Here is a 23,128-nt window from a genome sequence, read left to right as displayed (position 1 = left end):
GGGCGGGAGCGCAGCTCCCGCCCTGCTCTCGTCAGAACCTCTGCCCGAACTTCACACCAATCGTGCGCGGCTGATTGGTCACGATGTAGGGCTTGGTGCACATCTCCTCGCGACACTGTGCAAACCGCGTGATATCGGCTCGCTTGTCGAACGCATTATTGACGAACACCTGCGCCGTCCACGCACCGTCGCCGAAGCCAACCGAGAAATCGGCGAGACTGTACGCCCGGTTCTTGCCGAGGATGGTTTCGTCGAATGCCGTGAGCGCGGCGCGACTTTCGGACTGATAAACCAAGGCCGCCTGCGCAAATGCATCGAGCGAGCCCATCTGGAACCGATAGCGACCCGTGAGATTGGCCTTGTAATCCGGCACGGAGGGCAGCGTCGTACCGTCGCCCGCACCGCGCAGGACGTCGGGCCCCTGGTGCGGGTCCGCCGCGAAACACTCGCTCAGCGGCAGCGGGCGATCCTGACCGTCTAGCAGCTCGCAGAAATCGCCGCGCAGTTTGGCATCGAGCACCGATAGCCCGCCCGAAATCAGCAGGCTTTCGGTGGCCGCGAACTCCACATCGGTTTCGATGCCCTTGATGCGAGCGCCGCCGGCGTTGGTGATATTGGTCAGACCGTTCTCGCCGGTAAACGAGAATTGGAAATCGTCCCAGTCGAGCAGGAACACCGCGCCATTGAAGCGCAGACGATTGTCCATCCAAGTGGTCTTCCAACCCACTTCGTAGTTCTTCAGAAAGTCGGCGTCGTAGGGCGGGAAGGTGCCGCGACGATTGACGCCGCCGGGCCGGAAACCCTCCGAGTACGTGACGTACACCATGCGACTGTCGTCGAACTTGTAAGTGAGATTGACCTTGGGCGTGACGCCGTCTTCCTTGACGGACTTGTCGAGGTTCTTGCAAGGCGCGGTGCCGACCGCATGGTACGGCACCCAGCCGGAACGATCTCCGGCGTCATTGCCCAACAAGCCACTGCACAGCGCCTCACCGTTAGAACCGCTGGTGCTGAAGCCATCGCCATAGCCGAAGAAACCCGCCAGTGAGTTCTCCGCTTTGAACCAGCGCGCGCCGCCGGTCAGCGTCAGATGATCCGTGAGATCGAAGCTCACCTCGCCGAACACCGCGTAATCGCGATCGACCCGCGTCTGCTCGGTAAGCCAGATCGTGTCGGGCCAGTCGCTCACTTCGAACACGGCCGTCAGGTCATCGATCTTGTATCGCTGCTCGATCAAGTGCTGCTGACGCTGGTAGAACAAGCCACCGACAAAGCGCACGCGCTTGTCGGCAGGCGTCGACAGCCGGATTTCATGGCTTTGACGCTTGTAGCGATCCTTGCCCTGGATGTACTGCGTCGGCTCGATGGTGACCCCGTCGTCGTTGTAAACCGTGTAGTAGTAGGTTATGTCGTAGAACAGCGAGTAGTCGGAATAGTCCTGCTCGGTATCCACGCTGCGTTTCAGATAAGAGCCTGCATACACGACATCGAGATTGGCAATCTTGCCTTCGACCGTGAGCGCCGCCTGCGTCCAGCGGTCGTCGGCGCGCTCCGGACGATAACGCGCCACATTGAGATCGCCGAGGCTGGGATCGTAGGCAAACGCGCCATTCGACTTCTGCTGCTGATGCATCAGAGTCGGCGTGAGGGTCCAGCTGTCATTCAAGTCCACGCGCAAGGCAGCTCGTGCCCCATAGGTGTCGACGTCGTTGTAATCCTTCTTGGCCCGGTCGGCGTTATTGATGGTGATTTCCGCCGTTGGATAGAGACGATCCGCCGCGACATTGCTGATGTAGCCGGCGTCACGCTTGCCCCAGCCAACCAGGCGAATCGCTGCATTGTCGCTCACCGGCAGATTGGCAAAACCTTCGGCGACGTAACCCGCCTCGCCACCGAGCATATTGCCTTCGACGTCGTAACCGGCCGCGAACTTGGACGGATCGGGCTTGTTGGTGATGATGCGAATCGTGCCCGCCTGCGAACTGGCTCCGTAGAGCGTGCCCTGAGGACCGGCGAGCGCTTCGACTCGTTCTATGTCATAGACATGCACGTCGAGCGCGCCTGTAATCGTCGTGATGGGCTGCTCGTCGAGATACATGCCCACCGACGGCATGGGCCCCGAGTGATTGCCATTGTCACCGCTGCTGACGCCGCGGAAGAACACTCTGGAGAAACCCGGGCCGAACGATGTGTACGACAGACTGGGCAGGAACTTGGCGTAGTCCTCGAAATTCGTGACATGCAACTCTTCGAGCTTCGCCGTGCCCAGCGCGGTGATGCTCAACGGCACCTCCTGCAGGTTTTCCTGCCGCTTCTGCGCCGTAACGATCACCTGCTCGAGCACCGCGCCCTCGTTACTCTGCGCTGACGCGTGCGACAGCGTCACCGACAACGCGGCGGCCAATGGAACCGATAGAGATCTTCGGCGGCCTTGCCGAAGGTTATGAGCATGCAAGCGACGATCAACCATCTTGCTCTCCCCATGTTGTAGCCGCGGGTCCACACGGCCCCTTTTGATGATCAGTGTTGGTTCAACGATTGGTAGCAAACATCTCCGGAACGGCGGGATAGGACTCGAGCACCGGACCCAGGGCACGTTTCAGGGGCTCGAGCCAGGATTCATAGTGCTGCCAGTGATCGACGCCGTCGCGATAGATGGGACGGCGGACCTGCTCGGAGCTGGCGGTGCGCACGGCGCGCTCGTTCTCATAAAAGCGCAAACAGCGCTCATCGAACGGCAAGCCGCAGTAGTCGAGCAGCCGACGCACTTCGCTTTCGGTATCGGCGACCATGGTTTCGTAGATGACTCGATGCACGCGACCGGGCAGCACGGCATCGAAATGGGCCATCAGCTCGACGTAATCGCGGTAGTAGCGGCCGATGTCGTCGAGCCCATAGGTGAAATGCTGGCCGCGCGCGAAGTGCTGCTTGAAGCCCGAGAAACAGCAGCCCAGCGGATGACGACGCGCGTCGATGATCCTGGCTCGCGGCAGCATCAGTTGAATCAAGCCGAGGTGCGCGAAGTTGTTCGGCATCTTGTCGATGAAAAATGGCGCGTCGGTCTTGCGCTGGATGCGGGTGTTCGCAATGTATTGGTCACCCAGCGCGCGCAACTGCTCGGCGGACAACTCGGCCAACACTTCGGGATACTTCGATGCTTCGCCGCGCGCACGCCGCCGGCCCAATGAGCGCGTCATATCGATGATGTCAGGCAACTCCATCGTGCCTTCGACCAGCGGATGACTGGACAGGATCTGCTCCAGCAAGGTCGATCCTGCTCGCGGCAAGCCGACGATGAAGATCGGATCGGGCGCCGGCGAACCCCAGCCAGCACGCGCGGCGAAGAACTCCGGCGTCAGCAGCTGTTTCGAGCGATGCACGTGCTGTGACGTCTGGTCGGGCTCGTATTGAACCATCTCCCTGCGCAGACGATTGCCCTGCTCATAGTGCTCGAATGATCTGGCGTAATCGCGTGCATCCTCGAACGCTTTGCCCAGCGAGAAATGGAAGTGGAAGCGGTCTTCCTCGCTCAACTCATCGCGTCGCAACTGCCCCTGCATGGCAGCGACATCCGCATCGCTGAAGCGGAATGTTTTCAGATTCGCAAGACTCCAGTAGGCCTCGCCGAGCTGCGGCGACAGTTCGATGGCGCGACGATACGTCGCGACGCATTCGCCCTGCTGACCCGCCGTCTTCAGCGCATGCCCGTAGCTCATCCACACCTTGGCATTGCTAGGGTATTCCTTCACCACGCTGGCATATATTTTCAGAGCGCGCTGGTAGTCTCCTATCCGTCCGAGCACCGCAGCCAGCAGATTTCGATAGCCTGGATTGCGTGGATCCGCCGCGAGCAGACGTTCAATCTGCTGCATCGACTTGGCGAGTTTGTTCTGCCGTTGCAGAACATAAGCGTAGTTGTGGCGCGCACCCATGAAGCTCGGCGCCAGCTCCAGACAACGTTCCAGCAACACTTCGGCATCGGGATATCGTCCGAGGCGCGCGGCCACTTCAGCAAACATGCGAATGGCGGCGACATCGGTGGGCTGCTGCTTCAGATGCTCGCGAAGCAGAGCTTCAGCAACGGCGATACGGTTTTCGGCCAGCGCGGCGCCGGCTTCGAGCAAGCGAGGATCGCGAGTCGAGAAGCGGATGTGCTGAGCGTAGGCATGGTCGGCGCCTACCGCGTCGCCGGCGGCGGTAAGATGATCGGCCAGCGTTCGCCACGCATCGGGCAGATCGGGCTGCAACTCGACGGCCCTCTGCAAAGCCGCGATCGCTTCGTCGCCCTGCCCGTTGGCACTGCAGGCCAGTCCCAGTAGAAACTGTGCCAGCGGTTGTCGGGGAATGACCTTTAGAATCTCGCGCGCCTGTTCCGCAGCTGCCGACGGGTCATGATCCAGCAGGCGCCGGGTGTGCGCGAGGGCGATCTCCAGGGTCCCTACTGGTTCTGGTGTTGCGCTCATGTGTCAGCTGGCCAGTGACAACGCAAAGTCCCCGCAGCGATCATAACGCCGCTCGCACCCTGTGCGGCAAATGCATTGAGAGTTCGTCATGTCCGCCAACACGTTCAGCTTCCACCTGGAATGCATCGCGACCCCGATCGGCGACATGCTGGTGGTGGCGGATGAGCAGGACCGGTTGCGCGCGCTGGGCTGGGCCGATCTGGAAGAGCGCCTCAAACGACAGCTCACCTCGCGCTACGGCAACCTTCAACTCCGCTCCCAACCGGTCTCGACCTCGATCCGCAACGGCTTGCTCGCCTACCTGGAAGGCAAGTTGGATGCCATCGATGCCATTCCCGTGGAGAGCGGGGGCACCGCTTTTCAGCGCTCGGTCTGGGAGCAGCTGCGTCGCATTCCCGCCGGCACCACCATGAGCTACGGCGACTTCGCCGCACGGATCGGCCGCCCTAAAGCCGTGCGCGCCGTAGGTCATGCGAATGGCGCCAATCCGATTTGCATCGTCGTGCCGTGCCATCGCTTGATCGGCGCCGACGGCTCCCTCACCGGCTACGGCGGTGGGCTGCCTCGCAAGCGCTGGTTGCTCGATCACGAAGCTGCAGCGCAAGGCAGACTGATCTGATAGATTTTTGCGCCTCGTTGTTTCGCCGAACGGATATCACAAATAATGCAGCACGCTCATGCGCGCGGCGCCTCGCGTCGCCCGATCATGATTCCATTGCTGGGGATTTTGTTGAGTGCCTGCGCAACTGCGCCGCAGTCACAAACCCCGGCACCGCAAGCAACCCCTGCCCCATCGACACCCGCGCCGTATACATCGACGTATCGAGCGCTGCCGTCACAGACCACACTGATTCGTGGCGCGACGGTGTTAACCGGCACGGGCACTCGCATCGACAACGGCGATGTGCTGATCGTCGACGGCAAAATTTCGGCGGTCGGTACACAACTGAGCGCACCGGCCGGCGCCAAAGTCATTGAAGCAAACGGTCGCTGGGTCACGCCCGGCTTGATCGACGTGCACTCGCACCTGGGCGTCTATCCAAGCCCCGGCGTCGACGCGCACAGCGATGGCAATGAAATGGTCGATCCGGTCACTGCGCAGGCATGGGCCGAGCACGCGGTCTGGCCGCAAGATCCGGGTTTTCAAACCGCGCTCGCCGGCGGCATCACGACCATGCAGATCCTGCCCGGCTCGGGCAATCTCATCGGCGGCCGCGGCGTGACCGTAAAGAACGTACATGCCACCACTTACCAGGCCATGAAATTCCCCGGCGCGCCGCAGGGTCTGAAGATGGCGTGCGGTGAGAATCCCAAGGGATTCTACGGCGGCAAGGGCCAGGCGCCGATGACGCGCATGGGCAATGTGGCCGGCTATCGCCAGGCGTTTGCGGATGCACAGGCGTATCGCGAGGAGTGGAACAAATATTCCCGCGAACTGGCCGAGTATGAAAAGAAACAAAAGGACTCGGCGGGAAAGAAGAAAGAGGGCGACGACAAGCCGCCGTCACCGCCAAAGCGCGACTTGAAGTCCGACACCCTGGTCGGCGCCATGAACGGCGAGATCCTGGTGCACATCCACTGCTATCGCGCCGATGAGATGGCCATCATGATCGACCTGGCCAAGGAATTCGGCTTCAAGATCGCCGCGTTCCACCATGCCGTCGAGGCCTACAAGATTGCCGACCTGCTCGCGCAGAACAGCATCTGCGGCGCCGAGTGGGCCGACTGGTGGGGCTTCAAGATGGAGGCGTTCGATGGCGTGATGGAAAACATCGCGCTCACCGACATGCCAAAGAACGGTTGCGCCGTGGTCCACTCCGATTCTGCAGAAGGTATACAACGGCTCAACCAGGAGGCGGGCAAAGCCATGGCTCGTGGCAACCGCATGGGCCTCGATATCTCGCGCGAGCACGCGATGACCTGGCTCACGCTCAATGCAGCAAAGGCGCTCGGCATCGATAAAGTCACCGGCACGCTCGAAGCCGGCAAGATGGGCGATGTGGTGATTTGGAATGGCGATCCCTTCAGCGTGTATGCGCTCGCCGAAGAGGTGTTCATCGACGGCGCACTGGTCTACGACCGCGCCAATCCGCCAACCAGGCCCGCATCGGATTTCCTGCTCGGCCAGTACGAGACTGCTGTCAAAGGGAGCGCGCAATGAGAACTCTGATCGCCTCTCTACTGGCCGTGGTCGCCAGCAACGCCGTGGCGCAAGACATTCTGATTCGTGGCGCGACGGTCTACACCTCGACCGCCAAAGGCACGCTCACGAACACTGACGTGCTGATTCGCGACGGCAAGATCCACTCCATTGGCGCCGGCCTCTCCGCCGACAATGCGACGAGCATTGACGCCAAAGGTCGCGCACTGACCCCCGGCCTGTTTGCAGGCCTCACGAGCATCGGCATCCAGGAGGTCTCGCAGGAAGCGACGACCGACGACACGTCGATCGGTCTCGGCGCGCCTGCTTATGAAATGCAGTGGCGGCCGGAGTTCGACGTGTCGACGGCTTACAACGGCCGCTCGGTGCTCGTGCCGGTCACTCGCGTCGAAGGCATGACCTGGACCGTGCTGAATCCCGGTATCGCCAGCAGCGGCAACTTCCTTGCCGGCCAAGGCGCGGCCGTGACGCTGGACGGTCGTCAGGATGCCGTGCTCGATGCCAGCCGCTCGTTGTTCATCAATCTCGGCGGACAGATGAACTCACACTCCGGCGGCAGCCGCGCGGCACAGTGGATGGTGCTCGAGCAGGCGGTGCACGAAACACGCAATCGCATCTCCGATGGGAAATCGCTGATGCATCCGCTCGGTCGCGAGGTGTTTGCTCGTTATCTCTCCGGCGGGCGCGTGATCTTCAACGTCGACCGCGCTGGCGACATCGTCAAGACCATCGCGTTTGCCAAGCGTTACAACATCAAGCCAGTCATTGCCGGCGGCGCCGAGGCATGGGTCGTGGCCGATCAACTGGCGGAAGCGAAAGTGCCCGTGATTATCGACGCCCTCAACAATCTACCGAACACGTTCGATCAGATCGGCTCGCGGCTCGACAACGCGGCCCTGCTCAACAAAGCCGGCGTGAAACTCACCTTCAGCATGTTCGAAGACAGTCACAACGCCCGCAAGGTACGTCAACTCGCCGGTAACGCTGTCGCGCATGGCATGCCCAAGGAAGCTGCAGTGACTGCGTTGACTGGCGATGCCGCCGACATCTTCGGCCTCGGCGCCACTCGCGGTCGTATCGCCGCGGGCCAGGTTGCTGACGTCGTGCTGTGGAGTGGCGATCCACTCGATGTCACCAGCCTTGCCGATCAGGTGTGGATCGCCGGGCGCCCGGTGGACATGCGCTCGCGGCAGACGGAATTGCGCGATCGTTACTTCGAACGATTGAAGCGCGCGACCGCGAACTGAGAGACCAGCGTCAGTCGCGCCTCAGGGCGCGACACTCCAGATCGCATCGTTCTTCATTGGCGAAACAAACAGCATGCGCGCGTTCAACCCAGCGCGCGCCATGCCGTCAACTTCGTACAACGATTCGAACGAGTCAGCACCGGCAGCCTGACGCGTTACCTGATCGATCCCCACCCGGCGTGACAATGTTTCTGCCACATGCATCACGCCGTTATCACGCGTTCCCGAAATAACGACCATCCGATTGCCGTTCGGCCCGGCGAACGTCGAGAAATACCCAAAATCCCGGAACGCCCCGCCCTCGGGCCCCATCGGCATCGCGGTACTCACGTAATCCGTGCCGGTCTGCATGTCGTGCAGCTCATCGAACGATCCACCCAACGCCAGCCGCGACTGTGCGAACACGCGATCGCCCAACATGCCCATGCCACTGATGTAACCGACGTAGACGACGTGGCTCGTCTTGAGCAGTCTCGGATCGAGCGCCGACAGTAGGGTTACTCGCACTTGCTTGCCGGCATTCAGCACTGGCACGAGATCCTGCAGAGCGAAGGCACTGGCCGCCGGCAGATAAGTGAGGTCGACATTCCGATAGTTCCTCATCTGCCCGGCATTGAGCTGCAGATGATCCAGAAAATCCTGGTTGGAATTGACGTAGAACTCGCGCACCAGACGCTCGACGTTACCGGCCTGGTCCACTTCGCCGAGCAGAAAGTAGTCACCTACGACCAGGGTAATCGGCAAGTCGTCATCGAGCAGCGGTCCCCATACGGCGCTGTGACGGACAGCATTCAGATCGCGCTCCTGCGGATTTGATATGAAGCCGTACGTGAGCACGACGCCCGCAATGAACGCCGCGCTCGCTAGCAACGCTGGCCTCAGCCATCGCCGCCAACTCGGCACGCTTGGCGGCGCTACTTGAATCAGCGGCGACTCGGTAATCTCCGGCGCAGCACTTGGCACTGCTGCCGCACTCCCCGGCTCGAGTACCAGGCGGTACTCGCCTTTTGGAATCGTGATCCGACTGTCGTGAGGTGTCAGCGATCGCGTGGCGAATTCTTCGAGCCGCCGTCGCAGCTTGTGCACATAAACCCGGACGACGGAGTCCTGGGCGACGTCGAAGTTCGCGCCCTTGCCGAATACCTGCAGGGCGATCTCGATCTCCTTCGGCACTTCACCACTCAAGGAGCGCGACAGTAGAAAGTCGAACAGGCGTGACAGAGCACCTGGCTTGCCCAGCAAGCCACTGGCGCGGAACTGCTCCGCTTGTCGCTGCAGCTCCTCGACCGCCGTCATGCTGAACGCCACGCCACCCCCACTCATGGCTGTGATGCTAGAACTTTTAACGTCAAGTAACGTCATTGGAAACAGCAAATTACTGGTGAGCGGCGTGCTGAGCCGAGTAGCGTCGTCCCGTTAGTTTGCCCGAGCCTGCCGGTCTCATGCGGTAACGCCCAGGTTACGAAACAGTCTCGGGCAAGCGTCGGCCGCGGATGTAGGTGCGAAAGCTAAACTTTGGATTCCGGCCAATTGTCTGGTAGAGTACTGCCACTTGGCAGTTTTGGGTGGGTGGGCCATGACCGAATCAATACCGAGGGTGGCCGAGGTGCTCGGTGGCGCAAGGGTGCTCGGCGAGCACCCCAAGAACACCGAGGCCTGGATGACCATGATCGAAACCGGAATACCAGCGGCTGCTGCCGAGGCGCTCAAGGATGTCGTCGGCCTCGACGATCCGAGCTTGGCCGTAACACTAGGCACCAGCATCCGTACGCTCGCGCGGGCCCGCGCGGCACAAGGACGGCTTGATTCAGTAGTGAGCGACCGCCTGTATCGACTGGCCCGCCTCGTGGCCATCGCGCGTGTCGTGCTCGAGCATGACGATACAGCCGTGCATTGGCTCACTCACCCTCAGCCCGGTCTGGGCGATCGCCGCCCCATCGATCTCGCACGCAATGAGCCAGGCGCGCGCGAGGTCGAGAATCTGTTACTGAGAATCGAGCACGGCGTCTACTCGTGAGCGTGCACGCGTTCCGGCTGATCAAGGCCAAGCACGCAGCCACCGCCTTCTCCGGCGAGGGCGCGCGTTTGGTAGGCGGTCGCTGGAATCTTCCCGGAACATCGCTCGTCTACACCAGCGAATCGTTGGCGCTGGCCGCCTTGGAAACATTCGTGCATCTGCAGCCGGTGGACAAACGTATTCGATACGTTTGGTTTCAGGTGACCATCCCGGCGAATGTTGCTATCGACAAGCTTGCATCATTGCCGAAGTCGTGGCGCGATTCGCCGCCCAGTGAAGCAACTCAATCTGACGGCACCCGCTGGGCCAAGCAAGCCACTGCCGCCGTGCTGAGTGCGCCCTCCATTCTGGTGCCAGGCGAGCACAACCTGCTCCTCAACCCGCTGCATCCCCAATTCAAACGCCTGAAAATATCCAAACCGCAGCCGTTCGAGTTCGACGGTCGGCTTTGGAAAGGCAAGTAACCGCAGATGGCGTCCCCGTGGGGATTCGAACCCCGTCGCAAACAAAAAGGGCGCCCGAAGGCGCCCTTTCGCGAATCGACTTCGCTTGACGATCAAGCCGCCTGTACGGCGATCAACCGCACGCGCAGGTACTGCTGACGCAGCGACTCTTCGAGCTCGCGAACGCGATGCGCGAACTCGGTGTGCTCGATGTGATCGATGACGGCCTTCTTGGCAGCTTCGACGCGCTTCTGTTGCAGCGTCGTCCAGTGGCCCAGGGTTTCCTTGAAGTGTTGCACTTCGGTTTCCAGGGACTGGCGCAGCGTCGCCAGACGACCGTGGTCTTGCAGCTGGCCAAGGTTCTCTTCGGCCTTTTGCAGCTGACGCTCCACCAGCGCCTGGCGGATCTGGAACTCGGGCACGCGCTTCAGCGAGCGCGCCAGGCCGACGAACTTGCAGGCGGCGATCAGCCACTTGGTCGGATCCCACTGGTACCAGCGGATGCCATTGCGGTAGTCCCACTGAAACAGGTGGTGATAGTTGTGATAGCCCTCACCCCAGGTGAACAGCGCCAGCACGCCGTTGTCGCGGGCAGTGTTCTCGGTGGTGTAAGGACGGCTGCCCCAGAAGTGGGCGAGCGAGTTGATGAAGAACGTGCAGTGATGGCTCACGACCAGACGCAGGAAGCCGCCGAGCAGCAGCACGCCCCAGACGTCACCGGCCATCCAGCCCAGCAGGATGGGAACACCGAAGTTCATGCCCACAGCGATCGGCACATAGTACTTGTGCTGGAAACGCACGATCGGGTTGGCTTCCAGATCCTTGGCATTACGGAAGTCCTGCCGACCGCTCTCGTAGTTGCGCAGCATCCAGCCCAGATGCGAGAACCACAGGCCGCGCTTGGCCGAATACGGATCCTGATCCACATCATCGACGTGACGATGATGCACGCGGTGCGAGGACGCCCACACCAGAATGCTGTTCTGAAGCGCCATCGCACCGAACAGCATGTAAAAAATCTGTAGTGGCTTGGACGCCTCGTAGCTGCGATGCGCCCACAGGCGGTGATAGCCCGCCGTGATGGACATGCCATTCAGGGCCCAGAGCACGAAGAAGCTCGCCCATGCGAAGCCGGAGAAGCCGAACTTCACCCCATACCACGGCAGCACCGTCACCACCGGAATGGTGGAGATCAGGAACATGATGATCGCGGGCCAGTTGAGGGGCGCGCGATTCGGCGTGGCGTCTGCGGTCATCGGGACTCCGTGGAAAGCTTGAGGCTCGGATCCTAACAGGGGCGGACACGAATTTCCGCGCAATAATGTCTCAGACCGACCCGGCCCGTACTTCGTGCGAAGTACAGGCCAGGTTCAGGGAATGCCTGAGGCCCAAGCAGGAATTTTGTGATCTGGTTCTTGTTCCCGGGCTAGCGCTCGGCCAGCGCCGCGACCAGTGCGCCACGGGCGGTGGCTGTCAGCGGATCGCTGGCCATCCGCACGTCGCCGATCTGGAACGGCCACGAGCGGCGACGCAGCGCCTTCTCGAAGCGATCCCGGAAGCCGTGGGGCTTGGACGTGCCGCCGGCCAGCACGATGGGCATGGGCTGGTCGTTGCGCGGCAGTTTGGGGGTCTTCTGCACGGCCTTGCCCAACTCGTCCACCAGCGACTCGATCAGCTTGTCGTAATAGATGTGCAGCGCCTTGTCGATCTTGTCGCCGCCCTCGCGGGTCAGATCGAGCGTTTCTTCCTTGATGGCTTTGACGCGCGTGGCCGGCTCGTTGACGACCGCACCGACGGACGCATCGATGAAGTCACCGCCATGCGCCAGGCTCATGGTGAGCGATGGAATCGACAGGTACGAGATAGCGACGTTGCACATGCCACCGCCGCAGGAAATGCCGATGCCGGTGAAGCCTTCCCTCGCCAGCTCCGCCAGCACCACCGCGAGACCTTCATTGACCGCGAGCGGCGTGTAACCGCGGCCCTGCAAATAGCGCTTGATGGTTTCTTCGTGATACGTCAGCTCGTGGCCGGTCTCGGGCGCCGCGGCCGGCACGGAGAACGCGAGCAGCTCGCCAGGATTGCGCGACACCGGCACGAGCGTGCTGAGCACAGTCTCGAGCACGTGCGCAGCCTGCGGCTCGCTGGGATTCAAAATGCCCTTGGCCATGGGCCGGCGCACGTTGGCATTGAAAATGTGCGCGAACTTTTCCGAAGCATCGCCATAGACGATCAGCCGATCGTCCTCACGATAGAACGGCGTGCGATTCGCTTTCAGCCCTTGCTCGTGCAACGCCGAGTACGGCACGTCGAAGAACGCATTGAGTTGCGAGTCAGTCGCCGGCGACACATTGTCGCCGCGCGCGGAGACCACTTTGCTGGTGCCTACGTCCAGGCCAATCCGTGTGCGGGTGCCGCTCTGGCTCTGGCCAGTGTGACTGCCCGAGCCCGACGATTCCGAGCCGTGATCGTTACGATCGTCCATAGCGCTACCCTCTTTTGTTTGCGGTCTGTGAAGCTGGTGTCTCCAACCCAGGCTCGGCCCCGGTCGGAGTTGGAAGTGCCGAGCGCCAGCGGCGATAGTTCGCCTGGCGCTCGCGTCTCAATTCATCGAGCGAGATCGCACGCTCGCGCGCCTCGCTGGCAAGCAGCTCTTCGGCCGCGACCAGGCCCGGCCAGCGCTCGCCCATCGTGCGCAGGAACTCACTGTCGTAGTTGAAGCCGAACAGCGCCACGCTCGGCAGCGGCTGCGCATACAGATCCGGCAAGCCGAACGCCTTGAACGGAAACCCGCGCGCCCAATCCAGGTGATATCCAATCAAGCCGCGTTTCGGCGATACGCTCGCCAGCCCGTGCGTTACACACATCTCCGGCGCGATCGCGAATCGCTGCCGCAAGTAATGCGTGAGATTGCGCCCCGCGATCAGCTGTGCGCGAGTGATGGGCAAGGTGCGCCCGCCCTCCCAGCGCGACTCGAACGATACGCCGAGGAAGGCCGAATTCAGATCCAGATAAACCTCATTGCCGCGCGCCCAGACGCCGTGTCCGGCGTGATTGGCGCGGCTGTCGTCATCGACGAGGCGATACACCCGGCCGAAGCGATCGATCACGTAGTTGTAGGCTTGCTCGCGCTTCACGAAGCGAAGCAACGCCTCCGAGCCCTTGCGCACCTCCGATTCGTAACCCGGCTCGAGCGGCCATAGATCGCTCTCCGAGGTGTGAAACAGAATGCCCATCGGATGATCGAATTTGGTGGGCAGCAACTTGCCATCGCGCGTCTGCACGCGATAGTCGCGCGGCGTGCCTTTCACGGTGTACGCCGTCTCGATACGCAAGCCGTTGCTATACAGCTCCCAGTCCGGCCCGCGATCCGCGAGCCAGATCATGCTGGGCACGATGCCTATATCTTCCGCAGCCAACTGCTCGGCAACCGGCGACTGATTGACAGGCGCTTCTTCTGCGAGCGACGGAGTTGTGAGCGACGTCCTTGGCGCAACGACGAGCGGTGCTGTCGTGGTCTCGATCGCAGTTGCATTGGCTTCCGTGGAAGAGCCCACGGACGCGACTCGTTCAGGCTCGCTGCGCCATCGGTTGACTTGCCAAGCGACGATGGCGACGAGCACGGGAACAAACAGCATCGCAGCCGCGCTCGCGCCGACGAGGACACGACGTGCCGTCTTTCGAGCCGCGAGCGTGCGCTCTGCAATTTCTTCGTCGGCATCCGCAACGGCATCGAGGGCGCGCAAGCCTTTCAATCGATACCACGCACGACGCGCAGGCGGGATGGGCACGAGCTGAACGAGCGCGCTCTTGTCGCCTTCTTCATGGAGCGCGCTTTGCAGATAGCGGAGTTTGACGACTGGATCGTCGATGTCGTCCGTAATGCGGCTCAGCTCTTCGCCGCATTCACGACTCACGGGCGGCCGCTCACGCCGGTAGCGCTCCGTGGGCGAGCCTCGCGCTGCAGCCGTCATGGGCCGGCTATCCATCCAACGAAAACAATGGGATGCACGTTATGCCTGCGAACATTCTGCGTTGCAATCAGGGATTACAGTCGCATTATGTCCGGGGAACCAGTACCCAGTTCACGGTCCCGTCAATTCTTTGGCGGTGAGCACGCCGGAAATGGCTGTTCGCGAGCCGCTTGCCGTGTAACGGTACGCGCGCGGCTTCTCGCCCATCCACGCTGGATCAATGGCAAATCGCAACGCTTCTTCGGGAGCTGCGGAAAAAGCATAAGCCTCCGAGCGCACACCGAGCTCGGCGAGGCGCTGACGAATGTCGGACGCTGCAGCGATGGGATCAGTCGAGATCGTGACCACATTGAGCGCTGGTTGCTGCTTTTGCAGGGCGGCGATGTTGCCCAGTGACTTCATGCAGTAGACGCATTCCAGATCCCACATCACGACCCAGAACTCCGTACCGGCATGCTGCTGCTCGATTTTACGCAGCGTGTCGCGACTGAACGGTTTGATGGCGTCATCGCTGGTCGCTTCGCGGAGATTCGCGACAGCCACGCCGTCAGCCTTGCGCCAGACGATCAGCATGGACGAGTCGTTGCTCAGCAGGCGCGGCTGATCGGACTCACCCTCCGTTTGCAAAGTCGGCCCCGGCGTGAAATGACGTCCACCGTCCTTGGACAGCCACGACTCCACTCGAGTCGCTGTGCCGTCGAAACGTTTCCAAACGATACCAACGAGGTTGTCTCGTGCGACGGTGTCGGCATGCATCGCTCCCACCGGTAGCGATTGCACGTTTGCAGGAGTCGAGCCAGTGAGGCGGCCATAGAACGCCCGCCCTTCGCCGTTGACTTGATTGAACCACACAGCATGTCGAGTGCCGTCGGCGGTAATCGCGAGCGACGGGCCGTGGTGCGGACAGGCATCGATCTTCCATCGATCCGTCGTAACCCGCTCGACAGCGACGCCCTGCCCGTCCGTTTTCAGCACGGCGAGCGCATGATCGCGCTCGCTGCCTGGAAACACGTGACGCCACATTGCAACGGCGCGGCCCTTGGCATCGAGCGTCAACGCAATCCGGCAACACTCGCAACTGTTGTCGGCAAGCTTGTAATCACCCCGCCAGGTCGCGCCACGATCGTCCGAGTACGCGTAATAGATCGCCGCGCCTGCGTAATCACGTTGCGCCGCCTGGGCGACCTCCAGATCGCGCTTGTCGATCCACGTCACCCACACGCGACCCGTTCGGTCGACCAGCAGCGATTCGAATCGATGCGTGATGAGCTGTCGATCGTGATGGACCACCGCGGGTGTCGACCAGCTCTTGCCGCCGTCCAGCGAACGCGCAAAGCGAATGTCGCCGGTGAACTTGTCCGAAGTCGGGGAAGTCCAGGTCACATAAATCGTGTCGCGTGGGCCGAACGCGATCTTCGGGCGATTCTCGCCATCGGCGGAGACCGGCTCCGGTTTCGCCGTCACGCGAATCGCCGGCTGCCAGGTCTTGCCGTTGTCGTCCGAGCGCTCGACCACGACGTGAGCGTTCTTGTCGACCGGCTCACTGCGCACGATCCACAAACGTTTCTGTTGATCGAACGCAACGGTCGTGCCTAGCGCACGGCCGTGCGACATGGCGGCTAGCGCAGGCTGCGCCAGCACAACGAGCGCAACAGACAGCAGCGCCGACAACGCGCTCCAACGAACAGCCGCGCGGTAGTAGGAGTTCAGTGATTTCATCGCGTGCCCTCGAATGACCAGCGCGCCTCGATGAATGCAGTGCGGCCTGGATATGGATGGAATTGATACGCGCGCTCATCGGTGAGGTTGTCCACCCCCAGCGCCAGCTCGATGTTGCTTCCCGTCGTGTAGGCGACCCGCGCATCCAACAGGGTGAAGCGCGATACGCCGCCGAACGTATTTGGATTGATGTCATCGTTCTCGAGCCGTCCGTACATGCGCCCCGAGTAACGAATGCCAAGGCTGGTCAGCCAGCGCTCCGTCGGTCGCCACACCGTTTGCAGATTGCCGCGCCAATCAGGAACGCGCGGCCAGATGTTGCCGACCGATATTGGGTAGTTGTCATTCTCCAGAATCTTGGCCTGCGCGTAGGCCAGGCTGCCCTCGAACGAAAGCGATGGGAGTGATGGCGGAGCAATGGTGAATGCCGTTTCGATGCCGCGCGTACGCACGCGGCCGACGTTCTGCACAGTCATGACTCTCGGCGTCACGTTGATATCGGTCTGAGTGAAGATGCTGTCGCGCACGTCGTCCTGAAACAAGGATGCGCGCAACTTGCCCCAGCTCAACCAGCGCTCGACCGTGAAGTCCACCGAGTCGGAGCGCTCCGGCTGCAGATTCGGGTCGTTGACGTTGATGGTCCCGTTGGTAGTCGTGCCTTGAAATAGTTCCGGGACGGTGGGGAAGCGCACCCCCCGACCGGCACTCAAGCGCAGTGTCCAGTCATTGTTCGGCTTGTACGCCAGCGACGCCTTGGGAGAGAGCGCGCTGTCGTTTCGCCGGGGATAGATCTTCTGATCGTCGCTGGTGAGTTGGCCGCCATCGAACGCCGACCAATCTTCATAGCGTGCGCCCAACGTGAGCGACCAGAGGTCGGCCAGCTGCCATACGTCCTGCAGATACCAGGCCTCCAGACGCGTCTTGCCAAAGACGTTCTGGGTCAGCGCGCCGTTGCTGACGGTGTAGACAGGATTCGACAGCTCGTATTCATTGCGATGAAAGCCCATCGCGAGCGTGTGCCGGCCGCCGGTCCAGTCGTCGGCGAATGGCGTGTAGACGCCCTGCAGTTCGAACGTTTGCCAACCTGTGCCGTCACGCTGGGTGTTGGTCGGATCAGGCGAGCCGTCGGGTCCGGTGCCGTTTCGATAGCCCTCGATGAGCGAGTCTTCAAGGATGTCGTAACGGGAATACACCAACGAGCCGTTCCAACCCTCGGGGCGCGTGGTCCGCAATGTCGTGCCCCACTGCTGATGTTCTTCCTTACGGGAGCTGGGCAAGAACGCGTTGGGGGGAATATCGAAAGCGATGCCATCGGCGATTACCTGGCCGGACCACACTTCATTGCCGGCTGCGTCGCGCATCAAGGTTCGATTCTTGTTGTCGGTGTCGTTGCGCCACAGTGCAATGAAACCTTCCATGTCGAGCCAATCCGTGAATGCATAGCCGCCGCGCAACTTCACTTGATCTTGAATCGTGTGATCGATGGCGCCGGCGTTCGCTCCGAATACCGCACGTCGACGGCCTCGCGGATCCGTGTCGAAACGCACACCGGTGACGGGCGTCAGCGCGCCGGCGACGGCGGGGAATTGCCCGGTGGCGTCGGCAGACACGGTGTAGTACTGCATCGGATGCCCGGTCGCGTCCTGGCGATTCGCGGCTAGCGTGAACCACATATCCTTGTTGAGCCGATCGCCGATGAACGCGGACACCTGATAGCCGGTGTAGTCGTGGTCGATGCCGTACTCGTCGAAGTGCTCACTGAACGCCGTGGTTCGCACGCTCGTGGTGAAGTCATCGGGCCGCCGGGTGCGAATCGCCACGGTCGTGCCGATGGAGTTGCCCGGATAGACCGCCGAGTACGGGCCATACAACACATCGATGCGCTCGATCTCTTCGGGCGCCACCATGTTCCAGCGCGGCGCGTCGTACTGGCCGAGAAAGTTCGACAGCAGATAGCCGTCCATGAACACCAGGCCGCGAGCCGGCTGCAATGTCGAAAAGCTGCGGCCGCCGATCAGTGAATTGCGGTCGCCGATGTAGCGCTTACGGATGGTCAGATTGGGCAGGTAGTTGAGTGCGTCCTCGGGGTTGAAAAGATTCTGAGTGCGCAACTCGTCGGCGGTCTTCGACGCCGTCGTGTTGGGCACGTCCACACCAGTTCGCTCGCGCGAGCCGGTCACCGTAATTGCATCGATCAATTTGTCCGTCGCCACGCCTTGAGCGCGCGCGCAGACAGGCGCGCCGATGGCCAAAGCCATCGCCGTCGCGAGAATAGTTCGGGTGTCCATGAAATCGACTCCAGACCTTCGCCGCCGCGACGTTGAGTCGCGGCTATCAAGGGCGCGGAACGATCAGGAGCGAGCAGCAATGCCCGCGAGCCTGATGGTCGGGGCGCCCTCACTGTGGTGATCAATGTCAGGCGAGGCTGGGAGGACCGCGAATACGATCGGTGCGAACTGGCCCGACACGGAAGGTCGGCGCGGAGAGATAGGTAAAGCGTTCGTCGCGCGGCACTTCGGCCACGCCCACGAGATGAGGAATGTCACAAACCGCGGCCGAGGCGACCAGCGAGAATGGACACGGTGCGTTGTCGATGTCATGCGAGGGCGATGACTGATCCGCCCCGTCATGATGCATGCCCTGATGATGCTCAGCATGCGCATGCTGCTGCACCATTTTGGAAGAACCGAGCGGCTGCACGACGCCCGATGGGCAGAACATCAGCTGCAGCTCACCCGCATGCGCCGAAAGCATGAAGCCAGTCGGAATCAACGCCCGCAGCACCAGCAGCGGGAGAATCCAGAGGCTCAGCAGATTGAGGTGATGGCGACGCATGACAACGAGCCGAAGTATACGCTCGATACATCGGCACTAGACACCTTCCCCGGGTAGGCAAGTTGCCCTAGCGGAAACGCGGCACTGGTACTTTCGGGAAGTACCCTTTTAGAGCGGTCTCTTTTTGAGCATTTTGCCGCTGGCGACGACTGCCTAGGATGGCACCCCATCGCAATAACACTTCAGGGGGAGCGGCGATGGATACCGAGATCCGCGAACAGGTCGATCTTTATGAACAGGTCCGTGAAGCGGTGCGGCAAGCCGTCAGCGATACGCTGGCCCGCATCGCCACCCGCGACGATCTGAATACTCTGCTGCTGCAACTGATGCCGACCCCGACGCCCGACAACGTCGTGCGCGTCACGCCTCCTCCGCCAACCTCCGTACCGAACTCGGTCAGGCTGACGGCACGCGAGCACGAGATCCTCGAACGCATCACCGCTGGCGACAGCAACAAAGAAATCGCCCGCGCCTTCGATCTGAGTCTGCACACGGTGAAACGTCACGTCGCAAACATCCTGACCAAGCTCGGCGTCAGCTCGCGCGTGCAGGCAGCGACCTGGGCATACGCGCGTCACTGATGAGATCGCCTTCGGTCATGCTGTCCCCGGAGCACATTCTGCAGACGGGCTTCGGTTTCCGCGCTTCGCACACTCTGCTGTCGGCGGTCGAAGTTGGATTGTTCACCGAGCTCGGCAAAGGGCCGCGCTCGAACCGTCAGTTGCGTCGCTCGCTGCGCTTGAGTCAAAGCGCAGTCGCCGAGCTGCTGGAGCCGCTCGTAGCACTGGGGTTTCTGGAGCGTGAAGGCGACGACGGCGGCGCCGTGTACGTCAACAGTCGCGAGAGCGGACATTTCCTGGACCGCAACAGCCCCGGTTATCTGGGCGACGTCCTGCTGCACAGTGCCCGGCCGCAGACGCAGTCACAACAGTCGAAGGCCTTAGCCACTGGATTGCTGACCATTGCGGCACTGTTGCTGGCCGACCGCTTCGATTTCTCCCGCTATGGAACGATGCTCGACCTGGGCAGCACGCGCGGTTTGCTGGCCCGCGCCATCGCGGGCCGGCATGCACATTTGTGCTGCACGCGACTCGCCCTGCCCGCCCGGCAAACTGTCAGCGTTCCTCCTTTGCCTCGCACCGATGTCTTGGTGACGCCAATGATCCTGCGTCGCTTCGCTGAGACTGACAGGGGCCAGCTGATGAAGCGTGCTTATCAATCCCTGGCCCCGGGCGGCTGCCTGATTGCCATCGAGTTGCTGACCGGCGAGGAGCGGCGGCGCGGCTCGGTCGGTTCCCTGGCGGCGCTTTTGGGCAGCGAAGCTCATCGCAATCGAGCCTTGAGCTGGTCGGATCTCGACGAGGGTTGTCGGGCCGCCGGCTTCGAGCGCACCGAGTTGTTGCCGTTGATCGGTCCGCTCACCGCGACGCTCGCTCACAAGCCGCCGAAACACTGAACCCGTCGCCCCCGACACTTTGCTGCTGCATTCACGCCAGCGGCCACTGCTCACGCACATCCGTTAGAATCCCGGGGAAACTTCCGCCCAAGGTTCCGCCTTAGAGATCCATGGCCCGCAGCGACCCGCCTCCCCGCGCTTTCTCCCGGTTGCGCTATCGCCCGGTCGCGCGTCGCGATGTCGCCGAATGTTTCGAGCTGCTGCCGCCGTGGCTCGGCATGGATCAGCAACAGATCGCCGACGCCATGCAAGTGTGGGACACGCTCGTCGACGAGCCGTCGCTGTACTCGGGCCTGATCGAGGATCTGGCGCAGCCGGCGGGCAAGCGTATCCAGGCGTGGGGCGTCACCCTCATCGTGCCGCAAAGCCTGGTCCGCCAGTTGGCTCTGGACGGTCAGCCGCAAGCGTTCATGACCCGTCGCGTCTACGGCGCGCTGCGCGACGCCAGTTTCAAGCCGATGACCGATCGCGAGATCGGCATCGAGAATGCACGCGGCGAGCTGACGATGATGATCCTGCACTTCTCCCAACGCGATCACGATATCAGCCAACCTTACGTCCAGGACGTGATCGCGATGGCGAACGACACCTTCCGCACCTTTCACGACGGCTTCAATCTGCGCGCCGTGTACTACGAGACCGGCGAGATCAACGATCTGGTCGCGGTGGCGTCCGGCTTCATCCGGCGCCAGTACGCCAACTCAGAAGAACTGCAGACGTTGCCGCGCGAGCATCAGCCAGCGTTCTTCGGGCTGACCCGTGAGCAGGCCAGAAACCTGCTGCCCGGCTCGCCGGCCCGCAATTGTTTTCAAAACCAGCCCCCGCTGTTCACGTTCTCGGCCTCGCAACGCCGGCTGCTGTGGTTTGCCTTGTTCGATGATTCCGACGATGCGCTGATGCCATTGCTCGATGTTTCCGTGCACGGTTTGAAGAAACTGTGGCGCGGCATCTACGAGCGTATCGAGGATCGCATGCCCGAGTTCTTCGGCGACGCCGCGGGCGGCGATGAAGGCAAGCGCGGCCCCGAGAAGCGCCGGCAAGTGCTCGCGTACGTACGCCAACGACCGGAAGAATTGCGGCCCTGGTCCAGCGCTGATTGATCTTTCGTGACATGCACTGAAGTGCATGGCTCCCCGCTGCCCGCCGGCATAGCTCCTCCGAGCGATTCGACACGCCAGTCGCACCCGGAAACTTCGCATCCATCGTTCACTGCGGAGTCCTCTCATGTTCCAGCGACTTTCCCTGCTCGGCTGGCTGGCGCTGTCCTTGTCTGGATGTATCAGCCCGGTCGACGCCGCGACCTTGCCGGTACCCACGGTCGAGTATTCGGCGGATCGCGTCATCGAAACCGGCAAAGGTACCTTCGAAGGCAAGGTCTACGCGGCCAAGGATAAGGAGCGCACCGAGACCAGCATGCAAGGCATGCGCAGCGTGATGATCGTCCGCCGCGATCAACAGCTCGGCTGGATGCTCATGCCGGCGCAACGCATGTATCAAAAGCTGGACCTCGCCCAGGCACAGCAGCAGAGCGGTTCGCAGCCCAATGACGTGGAGATCACCGAAGTCGGCAGCGACACGGTCGAAGGCATAGCCGCCACCAAATACAAAATGATCATGAAGGACGGCAGCGCCGGCGGCTTCCTGTGGATCACGCCCGAAGGCATCACGGTGAAGATGGACATGCTGTCCAAGGACGGCCGCGACAAAAACCGCACGACCGTCACGCTGAAGAACCTGGTCATCGCCCCGCAGGACACCGCGCTGTTCGAGCCGCCCGCTGACTACAAGGTCATGCCGTCGTTCGGCGGCTTCGGCATCAAGGGCATGGTCAATCGCTAACGCGCGCTCGTCCTCTCATCAGGTGCAATCATGAACTCCCGATACTTTGCGACGACCCTGCTCATCGCCACTTCTTTGCTCGCAGCCCAGGCGTTCGCGGACTGCGCGGGCGACGGCGTCGCCGACAAGAAACGTTCGTTCCAGAATGCGCAGAACCTCGAACGTGAGGGGAAGAAGGAACAAGCGTTGTTCGCCTATCACGATGCGCAGGGTTACGCCTGCGAGAACAGCAATCCCTACGAAATGGATGCAGCGAAACGCGCGGCTCCGCTCGGATTGGAGCTGGGCCAGGCGGCGGAGAAGAAGGGCGATCTCACACGTGCCTTCCAGTTGTACGAAGCGGGCGGTCAATTTGCTCTCGCGGATCGCGTGTTTCTGGAAACCATTCGCGCCGAGGACACGCCAGCGGCATATCAGCGCGCGCTCGAGCACTATCGAAACCGCGAAGGCGCGTTCTATGCGAACAACGCCGCCGCACTGAAGGTGACTGGTAACTATAAGGTCGATTCAAAGTACATGGCGGAAGTGCTTGCCATGCCGAAGCGCGGCGTCGAGCGCGAGACGGAGCGAGAAAAGGCGGCGTTCAACGAGCAGTTCCTGCGCGAGTATGTTCAGCTGATTCAGTCACAACCGGATGACCCGAGTGATTTCGCAGCGCTGCAACGGAGCGGCGATGCCCAAGTTGAGTTCGCAAAGAGGTGGCCCAATCAGGATCCCATGAAGACGTCACGCGAAGCGCTGCAAGCGATGCGGATGTGGGGATTGAATGGCAATGATNGATGAAGAAGCTTGCGAAAAAATTCAGGTAAATACCCGCATCAAGTCGCTGGTTGAGCAGCGTGCAACGCTGCTGCGAGACAAGTTCTTCAACGCACCGAAGCTGCTGGAAGACGCCATGGATTTCTATCGCATGCTGGACTCTGAAGTGAACGTCGATGGCAAGGTCGCCGCGATCCGTTCGCAGGCGAAGCAAC

Annotated in this window: 18 protein-coding genes; 9 read left to right on the top strand and 9 right to left on the bottom strand. The window is 61.7% G+C overall.

The window, feature by feature from the left end; translation table 11 throughout:
• Positions 1–31: 31 nt before the first annotated feature.
• Both D0550_RS28730 and D0550_RS28725 read right to left on the bottom strand, forming a co-directional pair.
• The gene (locus D0550_RS28730) at positions 32–2,470 is read right to left on the bottom strand and encodes a TonB-dependent receptor (protein WP_116812648.1); all 2,439 of its coding nucleotides are present in this window, start codon (positions 2,468–2,470) and stop codon (positions 32–34) included.
• A 61-nt stretch (positions 2,471–2,531) separates the two neighbouring features.
• Positions 2,532–4,463, bottom strand: a complete 1,932-nt coding sequence (locus tag D0550_RS28725) for a tetratricopeptide repeat-containing sulfotransferase family protein (protein WP_116812635.1) — start codon at positions 4,461–4,463, stop codon at positions 2,532–2,534.
• Positions 4,464–4,551: 88 nt separating this feature from the next.
• Between D0550_RS28725 and D0550_RS36565 the strand changes: the two genes are divergently transcribed.
• From D0550_RS36565 to D0550_RS28710, 3 genes are read left to right on the top strand one after another with little or no spacing between them, the layout of a single operon-like run.
• A complete protein-coding gene (locus D0550_RS36565; protein ID WP_116812634.1) occupies positions 4,552–5,082 on the top strand; it encodes a methylated-DNA--[protein]-cysteine S-methyltransferase in 531 nt (176 codons plus the stop codon).
• A 45-nt stretch (positions 5,083–5,127) separates the two neighbouring features.
• Positions 5,128–6,624: an amidohydrolase gene (locus tag D0550_RS28715; protein WP_206606597.1), complete on the top strand. Its 1,497-nt coding sequence runs from the start codon at positions 5,128–5,130 to the stop codon at positions 6,622–6,624.
• Positions 6,621–7,871, top strand: a complete 1,251-nt coding sequence (locus D0550_RS28710) for an amidohydrolase family protein (RefSeq protein ID WP_116812633.1) — start codon at positions 6,621–6,623, stop codon at positions 7,869–7,871. Before D0550_RS28715 ends, D0550_RS28710 begins: the two co-directional genes overlap by 4 nt.
• A 21-nt stretch (positions 7,872–7,892) precedes the next feature.
• Here D0550_RS28710 and D0550_RS28705 read toward each other — a convergent pair whose 3' ends face one another.
• Complete coding sequence (locus tag D0550_RS28705) at positions 7,893–9,194, bottom strand: hypothetical protein (protein ID WP_116812632.1); 1,302 nt, start codon at positions 9,192–9,194, stop codon at positions 7,893–7,895.
• 253 nt (positions 9,195–9,447) lie between these two features.
• Between D0550_RS28705 and parS the strand changes: the two genes are divergently transcribed.
• Together parS and D0550_RS28695 are read left to right on the top strand one after the other, a co-directional pair.
• Positions 9,448–9,888 carry a type II RES/Xre toxin-antitoxin system antitoxin gene (gene parS / locus D0550_RS28700; protein ID WP_116812631.1) on the top strand — a complete coding sequence of 147 codons (441 nt, stop codon included), beginning with the start codon at positions 9,448–9,450 and terminating at the stop codon, positions 9,886–9,888.
• Positions 9,885–10,352, top strand: coding sequence for an RES family NAD+ phosphorylase (locus D0550_RS28695; RefSeq protein ID WP_116812630.1), 468 nt, complete (start codon positions 9,885–9,887; stop codon positions 10,350–10,352). Before parS ends, D0550_RS28695 begins: the two co-directional genes overlap by 4 nt.
• Positions 10,353–10,444: 92 nt before the next feature.
• Here D0550_RS28695 and D0550_RS28690 read toward each other — a convergent pair whose 3' ends face one another.
• The 6 genes from D0550_RS28690 to D0550_RS28665 form a co-directional block, all read right to left on the bottom strand.
• Positions 10,445–11,587, bottom strand: a complete 1,143-nt coding sequence (locus tag D0550_RS28690) for an acyl-CoA desaturase (protein WP_116812629.1) — start codon at positions 11,585–11,587, stop codon at positions 10,445–10,447.
• A 170-nt stretch (positions 11,588–11,757) separates the two neighbouring features.
• A complete protein-coding gene (locus D0550_RS28685) occupies positions 11,758–12,816 on the bottom strand; it encodes a cell division protein FtsA (protein WP_116812628.1) in 1,059 nt (352 codons plus the stop codon).
• A gap of 4 nt (positions 12,817–12,820) precedes the next feature.
• Positions 12,821–14,305: a peptidoglycan recognition protein family protein gene (locus D0550_RS28680; RefSeq protein ID WP_161966115.1), complete on the bottom strand. Its 1,485-nt coding sequence runs from the start codon at positions 14,303–14,305 to the stop codon at positions 12,821–12,823.
• A 111-nt stretch (positions 14,306–14,416) separates the two neighbouring features.
• A complete protein-coding gene (locus tag D0550_RS28675) occupies positions 14,417–16,024 on the bottom strand; it encodes a sialidase family protein (RefSeq protein ID WP_116812626.1) in 1,608 nt (535 codons plus the stop codon).
• The gene (locus tag D0550_RS28670) at positions 16,021–18,312 is read right to left on the bottom strand and encodes a TonB-dependent receptor (protein ID WP_116812625.1); all 2,292 of its coding nucleotides are present in this window, start codon (positions 18,310–18,312) and stop codon (positions 16,021–16,023) included. The genes D0550_RS28675 and D0550_RS28670 overlap by 4 nt, the downstream gene beginning before the upstream one ends.
• 127 nt (positions 18,313–18,439) lie before the next feature.
• Positions 18,440–18,859 carry a hypothetical protein gene (locus D0550_RS28665; RefSeq protein ID WP_116812624.1) on the bottom strand — a complete coding sequence of 140 codons (420 nt, stop codon included), beginning with the start codon at positions 18,857–18,859 and terminating at the stop codon, positions 18,440–18,442.
• A gap of 197 nt (positions 18,860–19,056) precedes the next feature.
• Between D0550_RS28665 and D0550_RS28660 the strand changes: the two genes are divergently transcribed.
• From D0550_RS28660 to D0550_RS28645, 4 genes are all read left to right on the top strand, one after another.
• Complete coding sequence (locus D0550_RS28660) at positions 19,057–19,440, top strand: helix-turn-helix transcriptional regulator (RefSeq protein WP_241520955.1); 384 nt, start codon at positions 19,057–19,059, stop codon at positions 19,438–19,440.
• Positions 19,440–20,315, top strand: a complete 876-nt coding sequence (locus tag D0550_RS28655; RefSeq protein ID WP_116812622.1) for a methyltransferase family protein — start codon at positions 19,440–19,442, stop codon at positions 20,313–20,315. Before D0550_RS28660 ends, D0550_RS28655 begins: the two co-directional genes overlap by 1 nt.
• A gap of 110 nt (positions 20,316–20,425) precedes the next feature.
• Positions 20,426–21,415 carry a hypothetical protein gene (locus D0550_RS28650; RefSeq protein ID WP_153067403.1) on the top strand — a complete coding sequence of 330 codons (990 nt, stop codon included), beginning with the start codon at positions 20,426–20,428 and terminating at the stop codon, positions 21,413–21,415.
• Between the two features lie 124 nt (positions 21,416–21,539).
• Positions 21,540–22,154: a DUF4412 domain-containing protein gene (locus D0550_RS28645; protein ID WP_116812620.1), complete on the top strand. Its 615-nt coding sequence runs from the start codon at positions 21,540–21,542 to the stop codon at positions 22,152–22,154.
• Positions 22,155–23,128: the final 974 nt, after the last annotated feature.

It is taken from the genome of Steroidobacter cummioxidans (genome assembly GCF_003104955.1).
Note: the sequence above shows the minus strand (reverse complement) of the source record. Positions and strands in the feature narration are given on the sequence as shown.